Below are 19,302 nucleotides of genomic sequence, written 5' to 3' on the forward strand. Positions count from 1 at the left end.
ACGAAGAGAGAGGAACGACATGTCAGGAGTTCTCGAAGACAAGGTGGTGCTCGTTACCGGCGCCGGCCGCGGCATCGGCCGCGAGGTCGCCATCCTGGCGGCGGCCGAAGGCGCGAAGGTCGTCGTCAACGACCTGGGCGGCTCAGTCACCGGCGAAGGCCAGGACACGACGCCGGCCCAGGACGTGGTGAAGGTCATCGAGGCCGCCGGCGGCGAAGCCTGCGTCAACGGTGACAGCGTCGCCGACTTCCAGGCCGCCAAGCGCATGGTGCAGCAGGCCGTCGACACCTACGGCAAGATCGACTGCGTCGTGAACGTCGCCGGCATCCTGCGCGACGTCATCTTCCACAAGATGACCGAAGACGACTGGGATTCGGTGATCCAGGTCCACCTGAAGGGCTCGTTCAACGTCTCGCGCAACGCGGCCGACCATTTCCGCGCGCAGGAGAGCGGCTCCTTCGTCCACTTCACCTCGACGTCCGGCCTGATCGGCAACTTCGGCCAGGCGAACTACGCGGCGGCTAAGCTCGGCATCGTCGGCCTGTCGAAGTCGATCGCCCTCGACATGGCGCGCTTCGGCGTCCGCTCGAACTGCATGTCGCCGTTCGCATGGAGCCGCATGATCGGCACCATCCCGACCAAGACCCCGGAAGAGCAGGCCCGCGTTGAGCGCATCAAGCAGATGACGCCGGCTCACATCGCGCCGATGGTCGTCGCATTGCTCTCGGACAAGGCGAAGGATGTCACGGGCCAGATCTTCGGCTCTCGCATGAACGAGCAGTTCCTGTTCAGCCAGAACCGGCCGATCCGTTCGGTGCAGCGAAGCGACGGCTGGACGCCGTCGACCATCCTGGAGCACTGCCTGCCCGCGATGAAGGCGAGCTTCACGCCGAACGATCGCTCCGGCGACATCTTCTCCTGGGATCCGATCTGACCCACAGATCGGTTGCAGGCCAAGGGCGCTCCGGCTGATGCCGGGCGCCCACTTGCCGCCTCAATCGCCGTATAAGCCCCGGGGCGAGCGGGACAGGCGCAGCACGCATCGACATCGACGAGCCGAGATCGCGCAGGCATTTCGGACCGTCGACGACGCGGACCGCCCAACCGCCTCCATACGCGCTCCAACGGACAAAGCCATGACGAGACGCTGCGCGGGTCGCAGAAACGGTCTGCGGGCCATAGCCCTCCTCGCCGTCGCCCTCCACGCCGTCGCAATGGGAGCCGCACGCCAGGCGGGTGCCGCTGCTTCCGAGAAGCCGGGCGAGACGAAGGTCACGGAAGTGCGGGCGGCCGTCGGCCTGCCGCCGACGCATCCGGTCGTCGCGGAAGGATGGCGCACGTTCGAGCAGGTCGCCACGAGCGCCCCCGACAGCGGCCTGAAGTTCCGGCTCTTCATCAACGGTGCCGTCCTCGGTGCCTCCGGCGGTCTGGAGCCGCTCTCCCAGGGCGACGCCGACCTGGGACTGGTCGTGCCAGCGCGATACCCCGAGCAGTTTCCGTTCACCGGCTACGTGACCGAACTGGCGCTGGCGAGCGAGAACGGCATGGCCGCGGCGGCAGCGATGACCGAGCAGGTCCTTCTCGGCTGTCAGCCCTGTGCCGACGAATTCCTGGGCCAGGGGCTCGTTTTCCTCGGCACCTACAGCGCTCCACCCTACGTCCTGATCTCCAGAGCACGCATCGACACGCCCGCCTCGCTGAAGGGGCGCAACGTCCTCACGCCCGGCACCATCTGGGACCGGTGGGTCGCCTCGCTGGGCGCGCGCCCCGTGCATGAACCGGCGCTCGGCGCCGCGGTCTCGGGGGTCAAACCACCCGCGCCCGATGCATCGATCGACGTGGCGCTGGCGCTCAACCAGGTGAACCCCGCACAGGGCCCCCACTTCCTGACGCCGCTCCACCTCGGCGGATACCGGGGCGCCAGCCCATTCACGGTCAACCGCAGCTTCTGGCGTGCGCTGAACGTCAAGCAGCGCGCGATGCTGCTCGAAGGCGCCGCTGCCGGGATCGTCGCCGCCACCGAAGCCTACGAAGAACAGGCGCGCAGCGTCATCGCGAGCGCCGCCGACAAGGGCGTGACCTTGGTCAAGCCCGATGCCGCGCTCGACCGACTGGTCCGCGGCATGGCCGAACAGGATGGCGAGCGCGCCGCGGGCGTCGCCCGGGAACGCGAGGGCATCGTCGACGCGGACGAGATCCTGGCGCAGTATCGCTCGCTGTACGCCAAGTATGACGGCCTGTTCCGTACCGCGACCGGCGAGGACCGCGTACGCATTCTCTCTCGGGAGATCTACGCCAAGATCGACGTCGGCCGGTTCGCAGCCATCCCGTCGACCGACGAAGCGGAGGCCAAGAAAAAATGAGCTACGAAGCGCCCTATGCCGGCATCAAGGTCGTCGATCTCAGCCAGGGCATCGCGGGACCATACGCCGCGATGCTGCTCGCCCAACAGGGCGCGGAAGTCATCAAGGTGGAGCCCCCTGACGGCGACTGGGCGCGGATCCTCGGGCGTCGCTACGGCGACCACACCGCCTTCTCGATCGCCGGCAACCTGGGCAAGCGTTCGCTGTCGGTCGACCTGAAGACGGACGAGGGCCGAAAGCTGGTGCAGGCGCTGGCCGCCAAGGCGGACGTCTTCATCGAGGGGTTCCGGCCCGGCGTCGCCACCCGCCTCGGCCTCGGCTGGGACGAACTCTCGGCCGCCAACCCGGGACTCATCTACCTGTCCGTGTCGGGCTTCGGCCAGAGCGGTCCCTCGCGTGACCGGCCGGCGATGGATCCGGTGCTGCAGGCCTTCACCGGCATGATGGAATCGAACAAGGGCAAGGATGGCGTGCCCAACCGGGTTTCGTTCATCCCCGTCGACATGTGCACCGCGCTCTACGGGTTCCAGGCGCTGTCGGCCGCGCTTTATGCGCGCCGCAGCGAGCCCCGCGGCCGCTACATCCAGGCGAGCCTGATGGAAGCCGCCGCGTCCGTGCAGATCGTCAGGATGATGGCGACCTGGCTGGAGGGCGGGCAGATGGGCATGCCCCTCGTACCGTCGGGCGTCTTCCGCACGGGCGACGGGTGGCTGCAGCTGTCGATCCTCCGCGAGGCGCAGTTTCCGATCCTGTGCGACGTGCTCGGCATGCCCGAGGCGAAGACGGATCCGCGCTTCCGCGACAATGCGAGCAGAGTGGCACACCAGGCGGAACTGGAAGGCGCGCTGGAGGCGGCGCTGGCGGCGGGCAGTGCATCAGACTGGTCCACGAAGCTCGCTGCCGTCTCGATCATGCACGAACGCGTCAACACCTATGCGGACTTCCTGGCGGAACCGCAGGTGGAGGCCACGCAGGCCGTCGCATGGCTCGACCAGCCGGGCGTGGATCGGCCCGTGCCGATACCGAACATTCCAGGCGCGGCACCGTTCGTCGTAGGAACGCAGCGGGCGGAGTCCCCCACCCTTGGTCAGCACACCCGCACGGTACTCTCCGATGCCGGTTTTCCCTCGGATCACATCGACGATCTGCTTTCCCGCGGAATTCTTCGGCAGGCGTCATCCGGCAACGACTGACCGGCCGCCCGGCCGCCCGTCGCTGGGCCGCCGAGGATGAACGAGGAGGAGCCGATCACGCCGCCGCGGCGCCCGTTCGCCCCGGTCCTGCTGCGGATATCCCTGGCCACCTTCGCGGTGCTGTTGATCCTTCTCGCGGCCGGAGGCTGGTGGGGTTTCAAGCGCCACGTGGCGGACGTCCATAGCGGGACCGACGCCGTGGCGCGCCTGCTGGCCAACCAGACGGCACGCAGCTTCGAGGCGACCGACCTCGCCCTGCTCCGCCTGGTCGATGTCGCCTCGGTCGTCGACTGGTCGGACCCGCTGTCGACGCAGTCGGTGGAGAGCGAGGTCGTCTCGCTTCGCTTCCGGCTGCCGTTCATCTCGCGCGTCTTCGTCCTCGGCCCGCAGGGGGCGGTGCGCGCCAGCACGCTGGGCGATTCCGCACGTTCCATCGACGCATCGCACCGCGACTACTTCAAGGCGATGCGCGACGGGAGCACCGATCTCTTCGTCTCCTCCAGAGTGCAGTCGCTGGCGGACGGCGAGCCCGTCGTCATCCTTGCACGCCGGATCGGTCGGCCGGACGGGTCCTTCGGCGGGGTGGCGGTGATCTCGTTCCTGACGAACGACCTGAAGCAGTTCTTCTCCGGCCTTTCGGTCCGCTACGCCTCGGTGATGGTCATCATCGGCCCGGACGGGAAGCTGCTCGTCCGGGAGCCTGAACCGGAGGAGGAGGTCGACGATCCGGTGGAACAGCCGCTGCTCACGGCGATGTCCATCAGCCGGAGCGAGGGCCAGAGCTGGGGGCAGATCGAGACGGAGACTCGCTACTGGTCGTACCGGCGAGCCGGAACCTTCCCGGTCACCGTCGCGGTCGGCGCGTCGCTGGAAGCGATGCGGACGGCATGGCTGGGCTATGTCACGCCCTATGCCGGGTTCGTGCTCAGCGCCCTCGCCGCGCTGGGTACGCTGATGTACGTCGCCTATCGCCATGCCGGGCTGGAGGACGCCTATCGCCGCCGCCTCGCCGAGACCAATACGGAGTTGGAGCGGCGGGTCGGGGAGCGGACGTCCGACCTCGAAGGCCTGAACACGCGCCTGCGCGGGGCGCTGGAAGAGCGGGACGTCCTGCTCCGCGAGATCCACCACCGGGTGAAGAACAACATGCAGGTCATCGCGAGCCTGCTGTCGATCCAGTCGAACTCGGTGAACCCGGAACTCCGGCCGTATTTTCACGACAACATGCAGCGGATCCGCGCGATGGCCCGGATCCACGAGAGTCTCTACGCGTCCGACAACCTGTCGCAGGTGGACTTCGGGGCGTATCTCGCATCGCTCTGCGGCGATCTGAAACATTCCTTCGGCGCAGGGGACCGCGTCGAGGTCGACATCGCCGGTCCCCACCTCTCGTTCCCGATCGATACCGCGACGCCGCTCGGCCTGCTGCTCAGCGAGGTCATCTCGAACAGCCTGAAGCACGGCTATCACGGCGACGCGCGGGGGCGCATCCGGATCGATATCGAGAGGACGGAGGGCGCGACGACGTTCCAGGTGCATGACGACGGCGCCGGCATCCCGCCGGACCTGGACCTCGCGACGGAGAGGTCGATGGGCCTGCGCCTGATCCGAATCCTGGCGCAGCAGCTGGGAGCGACTTACGCATACGAACGGCCCGAGGGGAGCGGCACCCTCTTCCGCCTGACGTTGCCCCGGACTGCGGGAAACTGAAACGTCAAGCCGAGGGCAGCAGAGGTGACGCGTCGCTCACGGCGGGTACTGCAGTGTCCAGATCTCGGTGAGATCCCGGCCGTCGCGGTGCAGGACGAGGCGCAGATCGATCGGGTCCGCACCCTCGGCCGTGAGGTCGACATGCGCGCGCCAGCCCTTCCCTTCGGGCAGGGCGACGACGCGTGTCGCGTCGATCGTGCCGCGCGACACCGAGAGAGCGGGCTCGACCTTCGCGTCCGCCGGCAACCGTGCGAGCGGGCCGCCGACGAAGTCGATGACGAACCGGTAGCTGTCCGGCGCGGCCTTGCCCGCCCTGCGTCCGCCCGCTCCGATTCGCGTCGCCACGACGGTGCCCAGTCCCGACGGAAACGGCTCCTCGACCGTCCAGTGCAGTCGATACGCGAACGTCCACTCCGACCCCGCAGTGGCCGGACGTTTCGGCAGCCAGTAGGCGACGACATTCTCCGTGTACTCGTCGCCGGCCGGAATCTCGACGAGTTGGACGGCCCCCTCGCCCCAGTCGCCGACGGGCTCCACCCAGAGCGACGGGCGCAATTCGAAGCGCCGCCGGTCGTCCTCGTAGTCGGCGAAGTCACGCTTGCGCTGCATCAGGCCGAAGCCCTTGGGCGATGCGTCGACGAACCAGTTCGTCTGAACCACCGGCGGATTGCCCAAAGGGCGCCAGATCCGCTCGCCCTTGCCGGTCCAAATGGCCAGGCCCTGGCTGTTGTGCACGGCCCGTCGCCAGTCCCGCACCGGACGACGACCGTCGCCGCCGAACCAGAACATCGTGTTCAGGGGAGCGATGCCCAGGCGCTCGGTATCGTCGCGGACAAAGAGTTCCGCCGTGATGTCCGCCGTCACCGCCTGGCGCCCGCGCTCCCATGTCATGCGGTAGGCGCCGGTCACCGTCTCGCCCTCCATCAGGGCGTGGACGACGAGCGCCTCGGGGCGCCCTGCAACCGCCTCGAGCCAAAAGCCGGTGAAGCGCGGAAAGGATTCCGGTTCCGGCAGGCCGGTGCCCACCGCGACGCCGCGGGCGTAAACGCCGGAGCGATCGAGGGGTCCCGCGCTGCGGAAGTAGGTGGCACCGAGAAAAGACAGCCAATCCGCCCCGCCTCCGCGCGACATCACCCGGAAGCCGGCAAACCCCAGGTTCGCGGGCAGCGCACTGGCGAACGCCGCGCGCTCGCCGAACGCGAACAGGCCGGGAGAATAAAGAACCTCGCGCGCCTGACCGTCCTCGACGACATGGACGTTGACCGGCAGCTGATAGTGCCGGCCGAGATGATAGAGGCGGACGGGGAACGGCCCGCCGCCGTCGGACCAGACCGACAGCTCCGGCTTGTGGGCGATGTCGCGATGCGCCAGGTAGCCAAGCCGGTCCAGGATCTCCGGCACCCGGACGCGCGGAGGATCGTAGGGTCGCGACGCCAAAACCTTCGCCCGCGCCTTGAGCCTCTGAAAATCGAACGGATATGGGTTGGCGAACTCGACCGCAGGCGGCGTAGCCGCGTCACCTGCAGCGGCGGCGGCGAGCGGCTTCAGGAACGGCAGGGCCGCCGCGAGAGCGAGCAGGCTGCGGCGGGACAGGTCGGACTGCGTGACCGTCGTCGTTGCCATTCACGGACCGGATTCAGCGGCGAGGACGGGGCGGCGCGTCAGACTTCCGCGGCGCCGTAGTACAGCGTCACACTATGCTTCGCCTCGGCGAAAAACAGCCAGCGCTCGACGAAGGTGCCGACGAGAGCCGAAGCCGCCGCGAGCGACAGCAGCACCGTTCGCAGGCCCGCTCCGTCGATCGCCACCGCCACGAGTGCGATCAGGGCCGGCACGCCGAAGCCGACGACCAGGGCGATCATACGCAGCTTCGCGGCGTGCTTGCGGGCGATCCGGTAGCCCATCTCCTTCATGAGGTAGTTTTCCTCGGTATGCGGCGCCTCGAGCAGACGTACGCGACCGAACTTCCCCAGCCCGGTCGCCGTCTCGGCGGTCGCCGCGGCGGGCGCTGCGTCGATCTCGCGCCAGTAGATCCACTTCACCGCGCCGGCGGCGACCGCCGCGAGGGCGGCGATAAGCGGCAAGGCCGGCCCGATGAGGCCGAAGGCCGCCGCGATCGCGGCGAACAGCACCGCACCCGTCGACACCGACATGGCGAAATAGCCGGGGACGACCCACCGGTTACGCCAGCGCGGCACAGGCTTCAGCGAGGCGTAGATCATCGCCGTACAGTAGATCGTGACCGCGGCCGCTACCGCGGAGAGGATGCCCGCGACGGCCCACATGCCACCGGTCCGCCCGGCGAGAATCCACCCGGCTGCGAAGATCAGCGCCGGGATATAGGTGATCACCGACGCCACGCCCTCGCGCGAGAGCCAGGAGGAGCGCCACTGCGAGAAGGCCCGCCATGCCCGCTCGGGATGGCCGAGATGCAGCGTCGACGCCAGCAGGCCGACGGTGACGAGCGCCAGCGCCAGCCCCAGGCTCACCGCGCCGAGCCATGGATCCGGCGGCAGCAGGCCGAAGGCGCCGAAGAGACCGAGCAGCGCCAGCAGGCCATAGCCGGCGCCGGCCGCCGTGGTGAAGAACACGACCGAGGGAGCGGGATGCATCGCGGCGATCCGTCGTCAGCGCTGGAAGGTGGGGCGGACGGCGCGCCGTCCGGAGCGAGGGGCGGTCAACGGGACAGCACCCGGTCGACCCAGCGCAGCAGGCCGGTAGCCCCCGCCTCCGCCGGCGCCATCGAGGCCGCCGGCTGGCCTGTCGGGCCCAGGCGCGGCCGCGGCGGCAGGTATTTGTTGACCGGCTTGTAGCCCATCTCCGGCATCAGGTCGTAGCCGCCCCGCTCGGCGACCATGCGCGAGACGTCGGAGTCGGGATCGCCCAGGTCGCCGAAATGCCGCGCCGAGGCCGGACAGGTCGACACGCAGGCCGGCACGCGGTCGACCTCGTCGAGATTCTCGTTGTAGATGCGGTCGATGCACAGCGTGCACTTCTTCATCGTGCCGCTGTCGCCGTCGAACTCGCGTGCGCCGTAGGGGCAGGCCCAGGAGCAGAGCTTGCAGCCGATGCACAGGTCCTCGTCGACCAGGACGATGCCGTCTTCGGAGCGCTTGTAGGAGGCGCCGGTCGGGCAGACGGTGACGCAGGCCGGCTCCTCGCAGTGCAGGCAGGATTTCGGGAAGTTGACGGTGCGACCGCCGCAGCCCTCGCCGACTTCGTAGGAGTGGATGCGGTTGAACCAGACGCCGCTCTGGTCGGCCCCATAGGGGTTGGTGTCGGTCAGCGGCGCCATGTGGCCGCCGGTGTTCCATTCCTTGCAGTTCACCGCGCAGGCATGGCAGCCGACGCAGGTGTCGAGGTCGATGACGAGGCCCAGCTTTTTCGCCGGGCGCGGCTCCGGAAGACTGGTCATTCGGCGGCCTCCCGACTGCGGCGGAAGCTCTTGCCGTAACGCAGGATGCCGGGCCGGTTCGGCAGCTTCGGCTGCTTCATGTCGGGGAAGCCGATGCCGCTGGCAACGGGCGCCTCGGCCGGCGCCTTCTCGATGCGCACGCGCAGGTCGTACCAGGCCGCCTGCCCCGTCACCGGGTCGGCGTTGGCGTAGCGATAGCCGTCCTCGCGCGGCGGCAGCAGCTCCGAGATGATGTGGTTCAAGAGGAAGCCCTTCCGGAATTCGGGCGAATCGTCCGCGAGGTTCCAGGCGCCCCGCCGCTTGCCGATGGCGTTCCAGGTCCAGACCGTGTCCTCGTTGACGCCGTCCATCAGTTTGACCGGCACCTTGATGCTGCCGTGATGGCTGGTGACGACGACCCAGTCCTCGTCGGCGATGCCGAGCTTTTCGCCGAGCGTGCGGCTGATGTGCAGCTTGTTGTGGCCGTGGATCTGGCGCAGCCAGGCGTTCTGGGAGCCCCAGGAGTGGTACATCGCCATCGGGCGCTGGGTCACGGCACGCAGCGGATAGGCCGCGCTCTCGACCGCCGCATGCTCGAACGGCGCGTACCAGATCGGCAGCGGGTCGAAATATTCCGCGATCCGTCGGCGCTCGGCATCCGGCGGCTGCACCGGTCCGTGTCCCTGGGCGGCGAGCCGAAACTTCTGCAGCGGCTCGCTCCAGATCTGCATCACGACGGGCTCGGCCTTCGGGATGAAGCCGACCGAGGCGGCCCATTCCAGATAGCCGCGGTTCGCATGCTTGAAGAACTGATGCTCGAGCGGCAGCTCGTGCTTCCAGAAGCAGCCGTTGTCGATGTAGCGCTGCAGCTGGTCGGGGTTCGGTGCCCCCTTCCCCTGGCCGCTGCCGTCGGCGTTGCGCCAGCCGGCGAGCGGACCGATGCCGGGCGAGCGCTCATGGTTGACGATGTAGTCCGGATAGCCGCCCGGATAGCGCGGCTGCCCGTCCTCGGTCGTGAAGGCCGGCAATCCCAGCCGGTACCCGAGGTCGAGCACGACCTCCTGGAACGGCCGCACGTCGCGGTCCGGCTGCACCACCGGCTGGCGGATCGCGTCGCCGGCGCCGTGCGCGTTCGAGATCGGCCGGTCGAGCAGCGAGATGCAGTCCCAGCGCTCCAGATAGGTCGTATCCGGCAGCACGAGGTCGGCGTAGGGCACCGTCTCGGAGTAGAAGGCGTCCGAATAGATGATCTTGGGGATCTTGTATTCGCCGGTCGCCTCGTCCCTGTCGGTCAGCATCCTGATCGTACCGGGCACGTTCATGGCGCTGTTCCAGCCCATGTTGGCCATGTACATGAACAGCACGTCGATCGGGTACGGGTCGCCCTTCCACGCGTTGGTGATCACCATCTGCATCAGGCCATGGGCGGCGACCGGCGCCTCCCACGAATAGGCCTTGTCGATGCGCACGGGACTGCCGTCCGCCTCGACCAGCAGATCCTCCGGCCCGGCGACGAAGCCGAGCGGCGGCCCGGGCATCGGGGTGTTCGGCTTGACCTGCCCCGGCTTGCCGGCCGGCTTCGGGCCGGGCGGCGCGGGGCGCGGGAACGGCGGCTCGAAGCGGTAGGAACCCGGCGTGTCCACCGCCCCCAGGAGCATCTGCAGCAGGTGCAGCGCCCGGCAGGTGTGGAAGCCGTTGGAATGGGCCGAGATGCCGCGCATGGCGTGGAACGAGACCGGCCGGCCGATCATCCGCTCGTGCCGGCGCCCCGCCCAGTCGGTCCAGGGCTGCTCGATCACGACTTCCTGCTCGAAGGCGGCGTGCGCCAGTTCGGCGGCGAGGCGGCGGATCGTCTCGGCCGATACGCCGCATTCCGCCGCGACCGCCTCCGGCGCATAGCGCGGGTCGAGATAGCGTTCCGCGAGCAGCTGGAAGACCGGGACCGCCTTGCGCCCGTCGGGCAGCGTGAAGTCCCCGACCATGACCGGGCTCACCTCGGCCTGCATGGCGCTCGCCGCACCGCCGCTCGTCCGGTCCCAGCACAGGGGATTGCCGTCGCCGTCACGGGCGAACAGGCCGTCGTCGGCGCCGCCCGGATTGCGCACCACCAGCCAGGGTGCGTTCGTGTAGCGGACGAGCGAGTCCAGGTCGATGCGGTCGGCCTTCAGCAGCTCGTGCACCATCGCCAGGATGAACAGGCCGTCCGTGCCCGGCTTGATGCCGATCCACTCGTCCGCCGTGGCGGAATAGCCGGTCCGCACGGGATTGACCGAGACGAACTTGGCGCCGTTGGCGCGCAGCTTCGACAGGCCGATCTTGATGGGATTCGAATCGTGGTCTTCGGCGACGCCGAACATCATGAAATAGCGGGCGCGATCCCAGTCGGGCTCACCGAATTCCCAGAACGACCCGCCGATCGTGTAGATGCCGCCGGCCGCCATGTTGACCGAGCAGAAGCCGCCGTGTGCGGCGAAGTTCGGCGTGCCGAACTGCTGCGCCCAGAAGCCGGTCAGCGACTGGCTCTGGTCGCGGCCGGTGAAGAAGGCGAGCCGCTTCGGGTCGCGCGAGCGCACCTCCGACAGCCACGTCGTCGCCAGCTGCAGCGCCTCGTCCCATTCGATCTCGCGGAACTCGCCGCTGCCGCGCGGACCGACCCGCAGCAAGGGCTTCGAGAGCCGCGCCGGCGAATAATGCTGCATGATCCCGGCCGAGCCCTTGGCGCATAGCACGCCGCGGTTCACCGGATGATCCTTGTTGCCCTCGATGTAGCGGATGCGCCCATCGGCGAGATGGACTTTGATGCCGCACCGGCAGGCGCACATGTAGCAGGTCGTCGTCTTGACCTCGTCCGACACGTGGGGCGAGGTCTCGGCCGGCGTCTGGGGGCCGGTGGCGGAGCTTGCTGTCATCTGGGCCTGGGGATTGTTCTTCTGCCTGGGCGCCACCCACTGTTTGGCATGTGTCTCCGCGGGTCAAGGCCGCCGGGCCGCGTCAACGCTTGAGCCGGCTTTCGACCATCGTGGCGAACCAGCTGGCGCCGACGGGAAGGACCGAATCGTTGAAGTCGTACTTCGGGTGGTGAACCATCGCGTCGTCGCTGCCGCGCGACTGACCCAGCCAGATGTAGCAGCCCGGCCGCTCGTTCAGCATGAAGGAGAAGTCCTCGGCCCCCATCACCGGCGGCGCGTCGTGGATGACGTTCTCCTCACCCACGACACTGGCGGCGATGTCCGCCGCGATGCCGGCCTCCTTCGCCGGATTGACCGTCGCCGGGTAGCCGCGGCGATAGTTCGCGACCGCCGTGGCGCCGAAGCCGCTCGCGATCCCCGTCGCGATGGCCGCGATGCCCCGCTCGATCATGTCCTGGGTTTCCTTCTTGTAGGTCCGCACCGTGCCAGACAGCTTGGCGCTGGCCGGAATCACGTTGTGCGCCATCCCGCCCTCCATGCGCGTCACCGAGAGGACGGCGCTGTCGAGCGGATCGACGGCGCGGCTGACGAGGCCCTGCAGCGCGGTGATGACCTGGGCGGCGATGAAGACGGGGTCGATGCCGAGATGCGGCATCGCGCCGTGCGCGCCCTTGCCGTGGATCTCCACGTCGAACTGGTCGGCTGCCGCCATGATCGGCCCGGAACGCACCGCGATTCGGCCGGCCGGCAGCAACGGCCAGTTGTGCATGCCGTAGACCTCGTCGCACGGGAAGCGGTCGAAGAGGCCTTCCTTCACCATCTCCCGGCCGCCGCCCTTGCCCTCCTCGGCCGGCTGAAAGATGAAGTGCACCGTGCCCGCGAAGTTGCGCGTCTCGGCCAGATACTTGGCCGCACCGAGCAGCATCGAGGTGTGCCCGTCATGCCCGCAGGCGTGCATCTTCCCCGGCGTCTGCGATGCGTAGGGAAGGCCAGTCTGCTCGTCCATCGGCAGGCAGTCCATGTCGGCGCGCAGCCCGATGCTGCGCTCGCCGGGGCCGCTGCCACGCAGCGTGCCGACGACCCCGGTGCCGGCGACGCCGCGCGTCACCTCGATCCCCCAGCTCTCCAGCAGCTTGGCCACGATCTCGCTGGTCCGGAACTCCTCGAAGCCCAATTCGGGGTGCATGTGGAAGTCGCGGCGCCAGGCGGTCATCTCGTCTTCGGCGGCGGCGATCGAGTTGATCACGGGCATCGAGTTTCCCTTCCTGGGACGTAGCAGTCAGTTGGATGACGTTAGGGCAGGCAGGGCGCGAAGTCATGGGTTGTCGTGCTAGTTTCCGCGCCATGCACGACCTGACGACCGCCCCCCGATCGGACTCCGCGTCCCCGCCCGACGGCGACAGCAAGATCGCTGCGCCTGCCGTCGAGATGACTCCCATGCTCGCGCACTACCGCGCCTGCAAGGAGCGGCATCCCGACCATCTGCTGTTCTACCGGATGGGCGATTTCTACGAGATGTTCTTCGAGGACGCGGTCCAGGCGGCCGGCGCGCTCGACATCACGCTGACCCGGCGCGGCAAGGTGGGCGCGGACGAGGTGCCGATGGCCGGCGTGCCGGTAAAGGCGCACGAGGCCTATCTGGAACGGCTGATCCGCAAGGGCTTCAAGGTCGCGATCTGCGAGCAGGTCGAGGATCCGTCCGAGGCGAAGAAGCGCGGCGGCAAGACGCTGGTCCGGCGCGAGATCGTCCGGCTCGTCACCCCAGGGACGCTGACCGAGGACACGCTGCTCGACGCCCGGCGCCACAACTATCTGGCGGCGCTGGCGGAGGCCGCGGGCGAGATGGCGCTCGCCTGGCTCGACATGTCGACGGGCGACTTCGCCGTCGAGCCGGTGGCGCCGCCGGAAGTGGCCGCATGCCTCGCCCGGCTCGATCCGGGGGAGTTGCTGCTGCCCGACCGGCTGCTGCAGCGCCCCGACCTGTTCGAGACCTTCCGCGACTGGAAGACGGCGTTGACGCCGCTGCCCTCCAGCCGCTTCGACAGCAGTAACGCGAAGGCGCGGCTGCAGAGCCTCTACGGCGTCGGCACGCTCGACGCCTTCGGCGACTTCGGCCGCGCCGAGCACGCGGCGTGCGGCGCCGTCGTCGACTATGTCGAGTTGACCCAGCAGGGGCGCCTGCCGCGGCTCGCCCCGCCACGACGCATGAGCCGCGGCGGCAGCCTCGCCGTCGACGCCGCCACCCGGCGTAACCTGGAACTGACCCGCACGCTCACCGGCGAACGGCGTGGCAGCCTGCTCGACGCCATCGACCGCACCGTCGCGGGCGCCGGCGCGCGGCTTCTGGCGGAGTGGCTGTCGGCGCCGCTCACCGACGCCGCCGCGATCAACGCCCGCCTCGATGCGGTCGGCTGGTTCGTCGAGGGCGAACGCATCCGCACCGACCTGCGCGCGGCGCTGCGCCGGTGCCCGGACGTCGAGCGCGCGCTGTCGCGGCTCTCGGTCGGCCGCGGCGGCCCGCGCGACCTCGCCGCCGTGCGCGATGCGCTGCGGCTTGCGGCCGAACTGCGCGCGCTCCTGGAACAGGCCGCCGATGCCGGCCTCGCCGGCCTGCCCGACACCCTCGCCGCGGCGGCACGCGACCTGGGCCATCACGCGCAGCTCGTGGACCGGCTTTCCCGTGTCCTCGGGCCCGACCTGCCGCTCCTCGCTCGCGACGGCGGCTTCGTCGCCTCCGGCTATGCCGCCGAACTGGACGAACTGCGCACCCTGCGCGACGACAGCCGCCGACTGGTGGCCGAGCTGCAGGGCCGCTACGCCCGCGAGACCGGCGTCTCGGGCCTGAAGGTCCGGCACAACAACGTCCTGGGCTACTTCGTCGAGACGAACGCCGCCAATGCGCCGAAGCTGCAGGCCGACAGCCGCTTCATCCACCGCCAGACCCTCGCCTCGGCGATGCGCTTCGGTACCGTCGAGCTCGGCGACCTGGAGAGCCGCATCGCGCAAGCGGCGGATCGGGCCATGGCGCTCGAACTCGAGCTGTTCGAGACGCTGGTGAAAGACGTCGAGGCGCGCGCCGACGAGATCGCGCGCGCCGCCGGCGCCCTCGCCCGGCTCGACGTCGCTGCGGCGCTGGGCGAACTGGCCGTCGAACAGAACCACGTCCGGCCGCGCATCGACGACGGGCTGGGTTTTCGAATCGTCGGCGGCCGCCATCCGGTGGTCGAGGCGGCGCTGACGCGCGAGGGCAAGCCCTTCGTCGCCAACGACTGCGCGCTCGGCGAGGACGCCGGCCGGCTGTGGCTGGTCACCGGCCCGAACATGGCGGGCAAGAGCACCTTCCTGCGCCAGAACGCCCTGATCGCGCTGATGGCGCAGATGGGCGCTTTCGTGCCGGCGGCGGAGGCCGAGATCGGCGTGGTCGACCGCCTGTTCAGCCGCGTCGGCGCTGCCGACGACCTCGCCCGCGGCCGCTCGACCTTCATGGTCGAGATGGTCGAGGCGGCGGCCATCCTGAACCAGGCGACCGAGCGCAGCCTCGTAATCCTGGACGAGATCGGCCGCGGCACCGCCACCTTCGACGGCCTATCGATCGCCTGGGCCTGCGTCGAGCACCTGCACGAGGCGAACCGCTGCCGGGCGCTGTTCGCCACCCATTATCACGAGCTGACCAGTCTGGCCGGGCGGCTGCCGCGGCTGGCGCTCAGGACGATGCGGGTGAAGGAGTGGCAGGGCGACGTCGTCTTCCTGCACGAGGTGGCCGAGGGAGCGGCCGACCGCTCCTACGGCATCCATGTGGGCCGGCTCGCGGGCCTGCCCGCCGCCGTGGTGGCGCGCGCCGAGGAGGTGCTGAAGCTGCTGGAGTCGGGCGACCAGGGCAACGCCGTGGCGCGGCTCGCCGAGGACCTGCCGCTGTTCGCCGCCGCGCGCAAGGCGCCGCCGAAACCCGCACAGCCGGACGGCTTCGCCGAGCCGGCCGCATCGCCCGCGCTCGACGCGCTCGCGGCGCTGAACCCGGACGAACTGACGCCGCGCGCGGCGCTGGACGCGCTTTACAGGCTCAAGGAGCTGGCCGGCCGCAGCTGAGGCGGCCGGCGCTCAGGCGTTGTTCGTCTGGCGGCTGGCGAAGCGGACGGCTTCCTCGGCCGCCCGCACCAGGGCTTTCGCCTTGTCGATGCTCTCCTGATACTCGGAAGCGGCCACACTGTCCGCCACCACGCCGACGCCGGCCTGGACGTAGAGCGTCCCGTCCTTCACCACGCCGGTGCGCAGCGCGATGCAGGTGTCCATCGTGCCGTTGCCGGCGAAGTAGCCGATGCAGCCGGCATAGATGCCGCGCTTCTCCGGCTCCAGCTCGTCGATGATCTCCATCGCCCGCACCTTTGGCGCACCGGACACGGTGCCGGCCGGGAACCCCGCCATGAGCGCGCTGATCGCGTCGTAGCGCGGGTCGAGATCGCCCTCCACCGTCGAGCTGATGTGCATGACGTGCGAGTAGTATTCGATCTCGAACTGTTCGACGACGCGCACCGAGCCGATCTTGCTGACCCGGCCGACGTCGTTGCGGGCCAGGTCCAGCAGCATCAGGTGCTCGGCCAGTTCCTTGGGATCCGACAGCAGGTCCTGGGACAGCACCCGATCCTCGGCCGCGTCCTTGCCGCGCCGGCGCGTGCCGGCGAGCGGGCGGATCGTCACCTTGTCGTCGCGCACCCGCACCAGGATCTCCGGGCTCGACCCGACGACCGCGAAGTCGCCGAAATCGAGGAAGAACAGGAAAGGCGACGGGTTCAGGCGACGCAGCGACCGGTAGAGCGCGAACGGCGGCAGCTTGAAATCGAGCGAGAAGCGCTGCGACGGCACGATCTGGAAAGCATCGCCGGCCACGATGTATTCGCGCGCCGTCTCGACCACCTCGAAGAATCGCTCGCGCGTCATGTTCGAGCGCGGCTCGGGCACTTCGGCCTCGTCCAGCACCGGCGCACGGTGCGACAGGCTGCGCTCCAGGTCGCCGGTGATGTCACCGAGCCGCTCCAGCGCCGCCTCGTAGGCCGCCGTGGCGCTCACACCGTCCCTCGGCCAGACCGGGGTGACGATGGTGACGTGATCGCCGATCGCGTCGAACACCAGCATGATCGTCGGACGCACGAACATGCCGTCCGGTACGCCGATCGGGTCGGGCGGGACGTTCGGCAACCGCTCCATCAGCCGCACCATGTCGTAGCCCATATAGCCGACGAGGCTGGACCCCATCGGCGGCAGCGACGCGGGGAAGTCGGGGATGCGGCACTCCTCGATCAGCGCGCGCAGCGAATCGAGGCTGCCCTGGGCGCACGGCTCGAACGCGTCGGCGTCGGTCAGCGCGTGGCGATTGATCTCGGCCGCGTCGCCGCGGCAGCGCCAGATCACGTCCGGCTTCAGGCCGATGAAGGAATAGCGCCCGCGGATCGCGCCGCCCTCGACCGATTCCAGCAGGAAGCTGTTCGGCCGGCCGTCGGCGACCTTCAGGAAGGCCGAGACCGGCGTATCGAGGTCCGCCACGGTGCGCGACCAGACGAGCTGCGGCTTTCCGGCGTCGTAGCACTCGCGGAACGCATCGAAGCTCGGGGTAGCGGTCACGATTGCACCTTAAGTTGGTGCGCCGGATGTCCCCGGCGCAGCTGGAAAGCGGGCGGTCTCTAGAACAGCGACTGCACGACCGTCTGGTTGATGGTAACGCCGTAGCGGGCGCGCAGCGCCTGCAGATACTGTGCGCGGATGTCGGCCGCCATGCCCTGGCTCAGCTGATCCCGGACGCCCGCCACCTCGGTGGACTCGGCCGCCGGGTCGACCTTGTCGATCTTCGTCAGCTGCGCGATCGCATAGCCGCCCGGCAGCGCCTCGACGAGCACGTCGCCCTGCTTGGCAGCGAAGACCTTGGTGACGAGTGCCGGCGGCAGGTTCATCTCCGATGCGTTGGTCGAGCGGCGCACCGCCGGCGGCGTCTCCACCGTCAGGCCCGCCTCGCTGGCCGCCGCGGACAGCGCGGTACCGCCACGCACCTGCTCGGCCAATGCCTTCGCCTTCGCCTCGGCCATCCTGTGCCGCTCGGCGGCGCGCCATCGCTGCGCCACCTGCTCGCGCACCTCGTCGAGCGGGCGTTGCCGCGCCTCGATCACGTCCTTGACGCGCACGACGTAGTAGGCGCCCTCGGGCGTCTCGACCAGCCGGCTGGTCGAGCCCGCCGATGTCTGGAAGACGGTATCCAGGAGGCCGCGCACCGTCGGCATCTCTGCGGGGGGAGCGCCGCTCTGCGTCACCCCCTGGCGCGAGATCGGCGGCAGTTCGACCAGCGGCAGGCCGAACTGGCCCGCCACGTCCTCCACGGACGCTCCGCCCGCCAGGGCATCGTCGACCTCCGTCCCCACGCCGTAGATCCGGTCGACCGCGCCCTCTCGTGCGATGTCGTCGCGAATGCGATCGCGCACTTCGGCGAGCGGCGTGACGGTGCCCGGCTTTATGTCCGTGACATGCAGGAGATGCCAGCCGAGCGGGCTGCGTACCGGCTGGGTCGTGCCGGCCGCATCGAGCGCGAAGGCGGCATCGGCGACCTCGGCCGGGAAGAGGTCGTCCTTCGTCACCGTCCCGATGTCGGTGCGGTCGGCGCCGTTGCCGGCGAGATCGGCGGCGACGGCATCGAAGCTGTCGCCATCGGCGATACGCTTGCTCGCCGCCGCGGCCGCAGCCTCGTCGGAGAAGAGCAGCTGCGAGATGTCGCGCGTACCAGGGGTCTCGAACTGGGCCTTGCGTGCCTCGTAGGCCTCCCGGATGCGATCCTCGTCGACCGACACCTCGCCCATCAGGTCTTCGGGACGCAGCAGCACCGCCACGGCGCTCCGATATTCGGGCGCCATCCAGCGCTGCTTCTCCGCCTCGTACGTCTCGGCAAGCTGTGCGTCCGTCGGCTCCGGCGGCTGGTCCGCCGCGGTGTCCGGCAGGACCACCAGTTCGACGCTGCGCGTCTCCGCCTCGTCCGCATAGATCATGCGCGCGACGTCGGCCGGTATCTCGGCGCCGGCAGTGACCGTATCGGCGACCATCCCGCGAGCCAGATCGCCGCGCATCATGGCAACGAAGCCCTCTTCGGTCAGGCCGTTGTTGAACAGGGTCTGTTCGAACCGGACCCGGTTGAACTCTCCGGTCGCCGTCGTGAACGCCGGCTCCTGCAGGATCCGATCCCGCACGATGTCGTCGGAGACCCGCACGCCCAACTCGCGGGCCTCGAGTTCGAGCAGCCGGCGATCGATCGCTTGGTTCAGCGCCTGATCCACCAGACCCAACCGCGCCGCCGTCTCGCGGTCGATGGCATTGCCGAAGCGCTGCCGAAGCTGCTCCAGCTGGCGGTTGAAGTCGCGGTTCAACTCGTCGCGCGAGATTGCGAGATCGCCCACCTCGGCGGCCGGCGCTGCAGGATCAGGGCGCAGATAGTCGCCGATCCCCCATGCGCCGAAACTGAGGATCAGGAGAAAGAAGAGCCCCTTTGCGACCCAGGATTTAGCGCCCTTGCGGAGAGTGTTGAGCATAAGCCTTCGATCGCTGCGATAGGGCGTCGCGCCGCCGGACGGAACCCGGCGGAAGCTGGCGGCATCATAGGGAGGGGGTCGGCGAGCGGCAACAACGCCCACCAGGACGTGTCTGCACTCCCCTCTCCGCTCTCCCCGCCATGCCGACCGGGATGATCCGGTGCGCCACGGCGT

12 protein-coding genes are annotated in these 19,302 nt (G+C 69.3%); 5 read left to right on the plus strand and 7 right to left on the minus strand.

The annotated features are described in order from the left end of the window. Positions 1-19: 19 nt before the first annotated feature. From ABIE65_RS00545 to ABIE65_RS00560, 4 genes are all read left to right on the plus strand, one after another. Positions 20-934, plus strand: coding sequence for an SDR family NAD(P)-dependent oxidoreductase (locus tag ABIE65_RS00545; RefSeq protein ID WP_354074856.1), 915 nt, complete (start codon positions 20-22; stop codon positions 932-934). Positions 935-1,136: 202 nt separating this feature from the next. Further along, entirely contained in the window at positions 1,137-2,363 is a 1,227-nt protein-coding gene (locus tag ABIE65_RS00550) for a type 2 periplasmic-binding domain-containing protein (protein ID WP_354074857.1), read from the plus strand. Next, positions 2,360-3,556, plus strand: coding sequence for a CaiB/BaiF CoA transferase family protein (locus ABIE65_RS00555; protein WP_354074858.1), 1,197 nt, complete (start codon positions 2,360-2,362; stop codon positions 3,554-3,556). The genes ABIE65_RS00550 and ABIE65_RS00555 overlap by 4 nt, the downstream gene beginning before the upstream one ends. A gap of 36 nt (positions 3,557-3,592) precedes the next feature. Continuing rightward, a complete protein-coding gene (locus ABIE65_RS00560) occupies positions 3,593-5,266 on the plus strand; it encodes a sensor histidine kinase (protein ID WP_354074859.1) in 1,674 nt (557 codons plus the stop codon). Between the two features lie 36 nt (positions 5,267-5,302). Here ABIE65_RS00560 and ABIE65_RS00565 read toward each other — a convergent pair whose 3' ends face one another. From ABIE65_RS00565 to ABIE65_RS00585, 5 genes are all read right to left on the minus strand, one after another. Then, positions 5,303-6,889 (minus strand): OpgD/OpgG family glucan biosynthesis protein, encoded by a 1,587-nt coding sequence (locus ABIE65_RS00565; protein ID WP_354074860.1) that lies wholly within the window; start codon positions 6,887-6,889, stop codon positions 5,303-5,305. A 38-nt stretch (positions 6,890-6,927) separates the two neighbouring features. Then, positions 6,928-7,878 carry a dimethyl sulfoxide reductase anchor subunit family protein gene (locus ABIE65_RS00570; RefSeq protein WP_354074861.1) on the minus strand — a complete coding sequence of 317 codons (951 nt, stop codon included), beginning with the start codon at positions 7,876-7,878 and terminating at the stop codon, positions 6,928-6,930. Positions 7,879-7,943: 65 nt separating this feature from the next. Further along, positions 7,944-8,681, minus strand: a complete 738-nt coding sequence (locus ABIE65_RS00575; protein ID WP_354074862.1) for a 4Fe-4S dicluster domain-containing protein — start codon at positions 8,679-8,681, stop codon at positions 7,944-7,946. After that, positions 8,678-11,569, minus strand: a complete 2,892-nt coding sequence (locus ABIE65_RS00580; protein ID WP_354074863.1) for a molybdopterin oxidoreductase family protein — start codon at positions 11,567-11,569, stop codon at positions 8,678-8,680. Before ABIE65_RS00580 ends, ABIE65_RS00575 begins: the two co-directional genes overlap by 4 nt. Before the next feature lie 82 nt (positions 11,570-11,651). Then, positions 11,652-12,821, minus strand: coding sequence for a M20 aminoacylase family protein (locus ABIE65_RS00585; protein WP_354074864.1), 1,170 nt, complete (start codon positions 12,819-12,821; stop codon positions 11,652-11,654). Between the two features lie 92 nt (positions 12,822-12,913). Here ABIE65_RS00585 and mutS point away from each other — a divergent pair, with 92 nt between their 5' ends. After that, the gene (mutS, locus tag ABIE65_RS00590; protein ID WP_502918499.1) at positions 12,914-15,655 is read left to right on the plus strand and encodes a DNA mismatch repair protein MutS; all 2,742 of its coding nucleotides are present in this window, start codon (positions 12,914-12,916) and stop codon (positions 15,653-15,655) included. A gap of 12 nt (positions 15,656-15,667) precedes the next feature. Here the strand turns inward: mutS and trpE are convergent, their stop codons facing one another. Further along, positions 15,668-17,185, minus strand: coding sequence for an anthranilate synthase component I (trpE, locus tag ABIE65_RS00595; protein WP_354074866.1), 1,518 nt, complete (start codon positions 17,183-17,185; stop codon positions 15,668-15,670). Between the two features lie 59 nt (positions 17,186-17,244). Then, on the minus strand, positions 17,245-19,128 hold the full coding sequence (locus ABIE65_RS00600) for a peptidylprolyl isomerase (RefSeq protein ID WP_354074867.1): 1,884 nt from the start codon (positions 19,126-19,128) through the stop codon (positions 17,245-17,247). Positions 19,129-19,302 lie beyond the last annotated feature (174 nt).

Origin of the sequence: Constrictibacter sp. MBR-5, from assembly GCF_040549485.1 — a bacterium.
In the GTDB taxonomy this organism is placed as follows: Bacteria; Pseudomonadota; Alphaproteobacteria; order JAJUGE01; family JAJUGE01; genus Constrictibacter.

What these genes read in the sequence shown, in the direction of transcription:
- mutS (WP_502918499.1), top strand. Translation starts at nt 12,914, where the DNA reads ATGCACGACCTGACGACCGCCCCCCGATCGGACTCCGCGTCCCCGCCC.
- ABIE65_RS00565 (WP_354074860.1), bottom strand. Translation starts at nt 6,889, where the DNA reads ATGGCAACGACGACGGTCACGCAGTCCGACCTGTCCCGCCGCAGCCTG.
- ABIE65_RS00575 (WP_354074862.1), bottom strand. Translation starts at nt 8,681, where the DNA reads ATGACCAGTCTTCCGGAGCCGCGCCCGGCGAAAAAGCTGGGCCTCGTC.
- ABIE65_RS00570 (WP_354074861.1), bottom strand. Translation starts at nt 7,878, where the DNA reads ATGCATCCCGCTCCCTCGGTCGTGTTCTTCACCACGGCGGCCGGCGCC.
- ABIE65_RS00550 (WP_354074857.1), top strand. Translation starts at nt 1,137, where the DNA reads ATGACGAGACGCTGCGCGGGTCGCAGAAACGGTCTGCGGGCCATAGCC.
- ABIE65_RS00580 (WP_354074863.1), bottom strand. Translation starts at nt 11,569, where the DNA reads ATGACAGCAAGCTCCGCCACCGGCCCCCAGACGCCGGCCGAGACCTCG.
- ABIE65_RS00560 (WP_354074859.1), top strand. Translation starts at nt 3,593, where the DNA reads ATGAACGAGGAGGAGCCGATCACGCCGCCGCGGCGCCCGTTCGCCCCG.
- ABIE65_RS00545 (WP_354074856.1), top strand. Translation starts at nt 20, where the DNA reads ATGTCAGGAGTTCTCGAAGACAAGGTGGTGCTCGTTACCGGCGCCGGC.
- ABIE65_RS00555 (WP_354074858.1), top strand. Translation starts at nt 2,360, where the DNA reads ATGAGCTACGAAGCGCCCTATGCCGGCATCAAGGTCGTCGATCTCAGC.
- ABIE65_RS00600 (WP_354074867.1), bottom strand. Translation starts at nt 19,128, where the DNA reads ATGCTCAACACTCTCCGCAAGGGCGCTAAATCCTGGGTCGCAAAGGGG.
- ABIE65_RS00585 (WP_354074864.1), bottom strand. Translation starts at nt 12,821, where the DNA reads ATGCCCGTGATCAACTCGATCGCCGCCGCCGAAGACGAGATGACCGCC.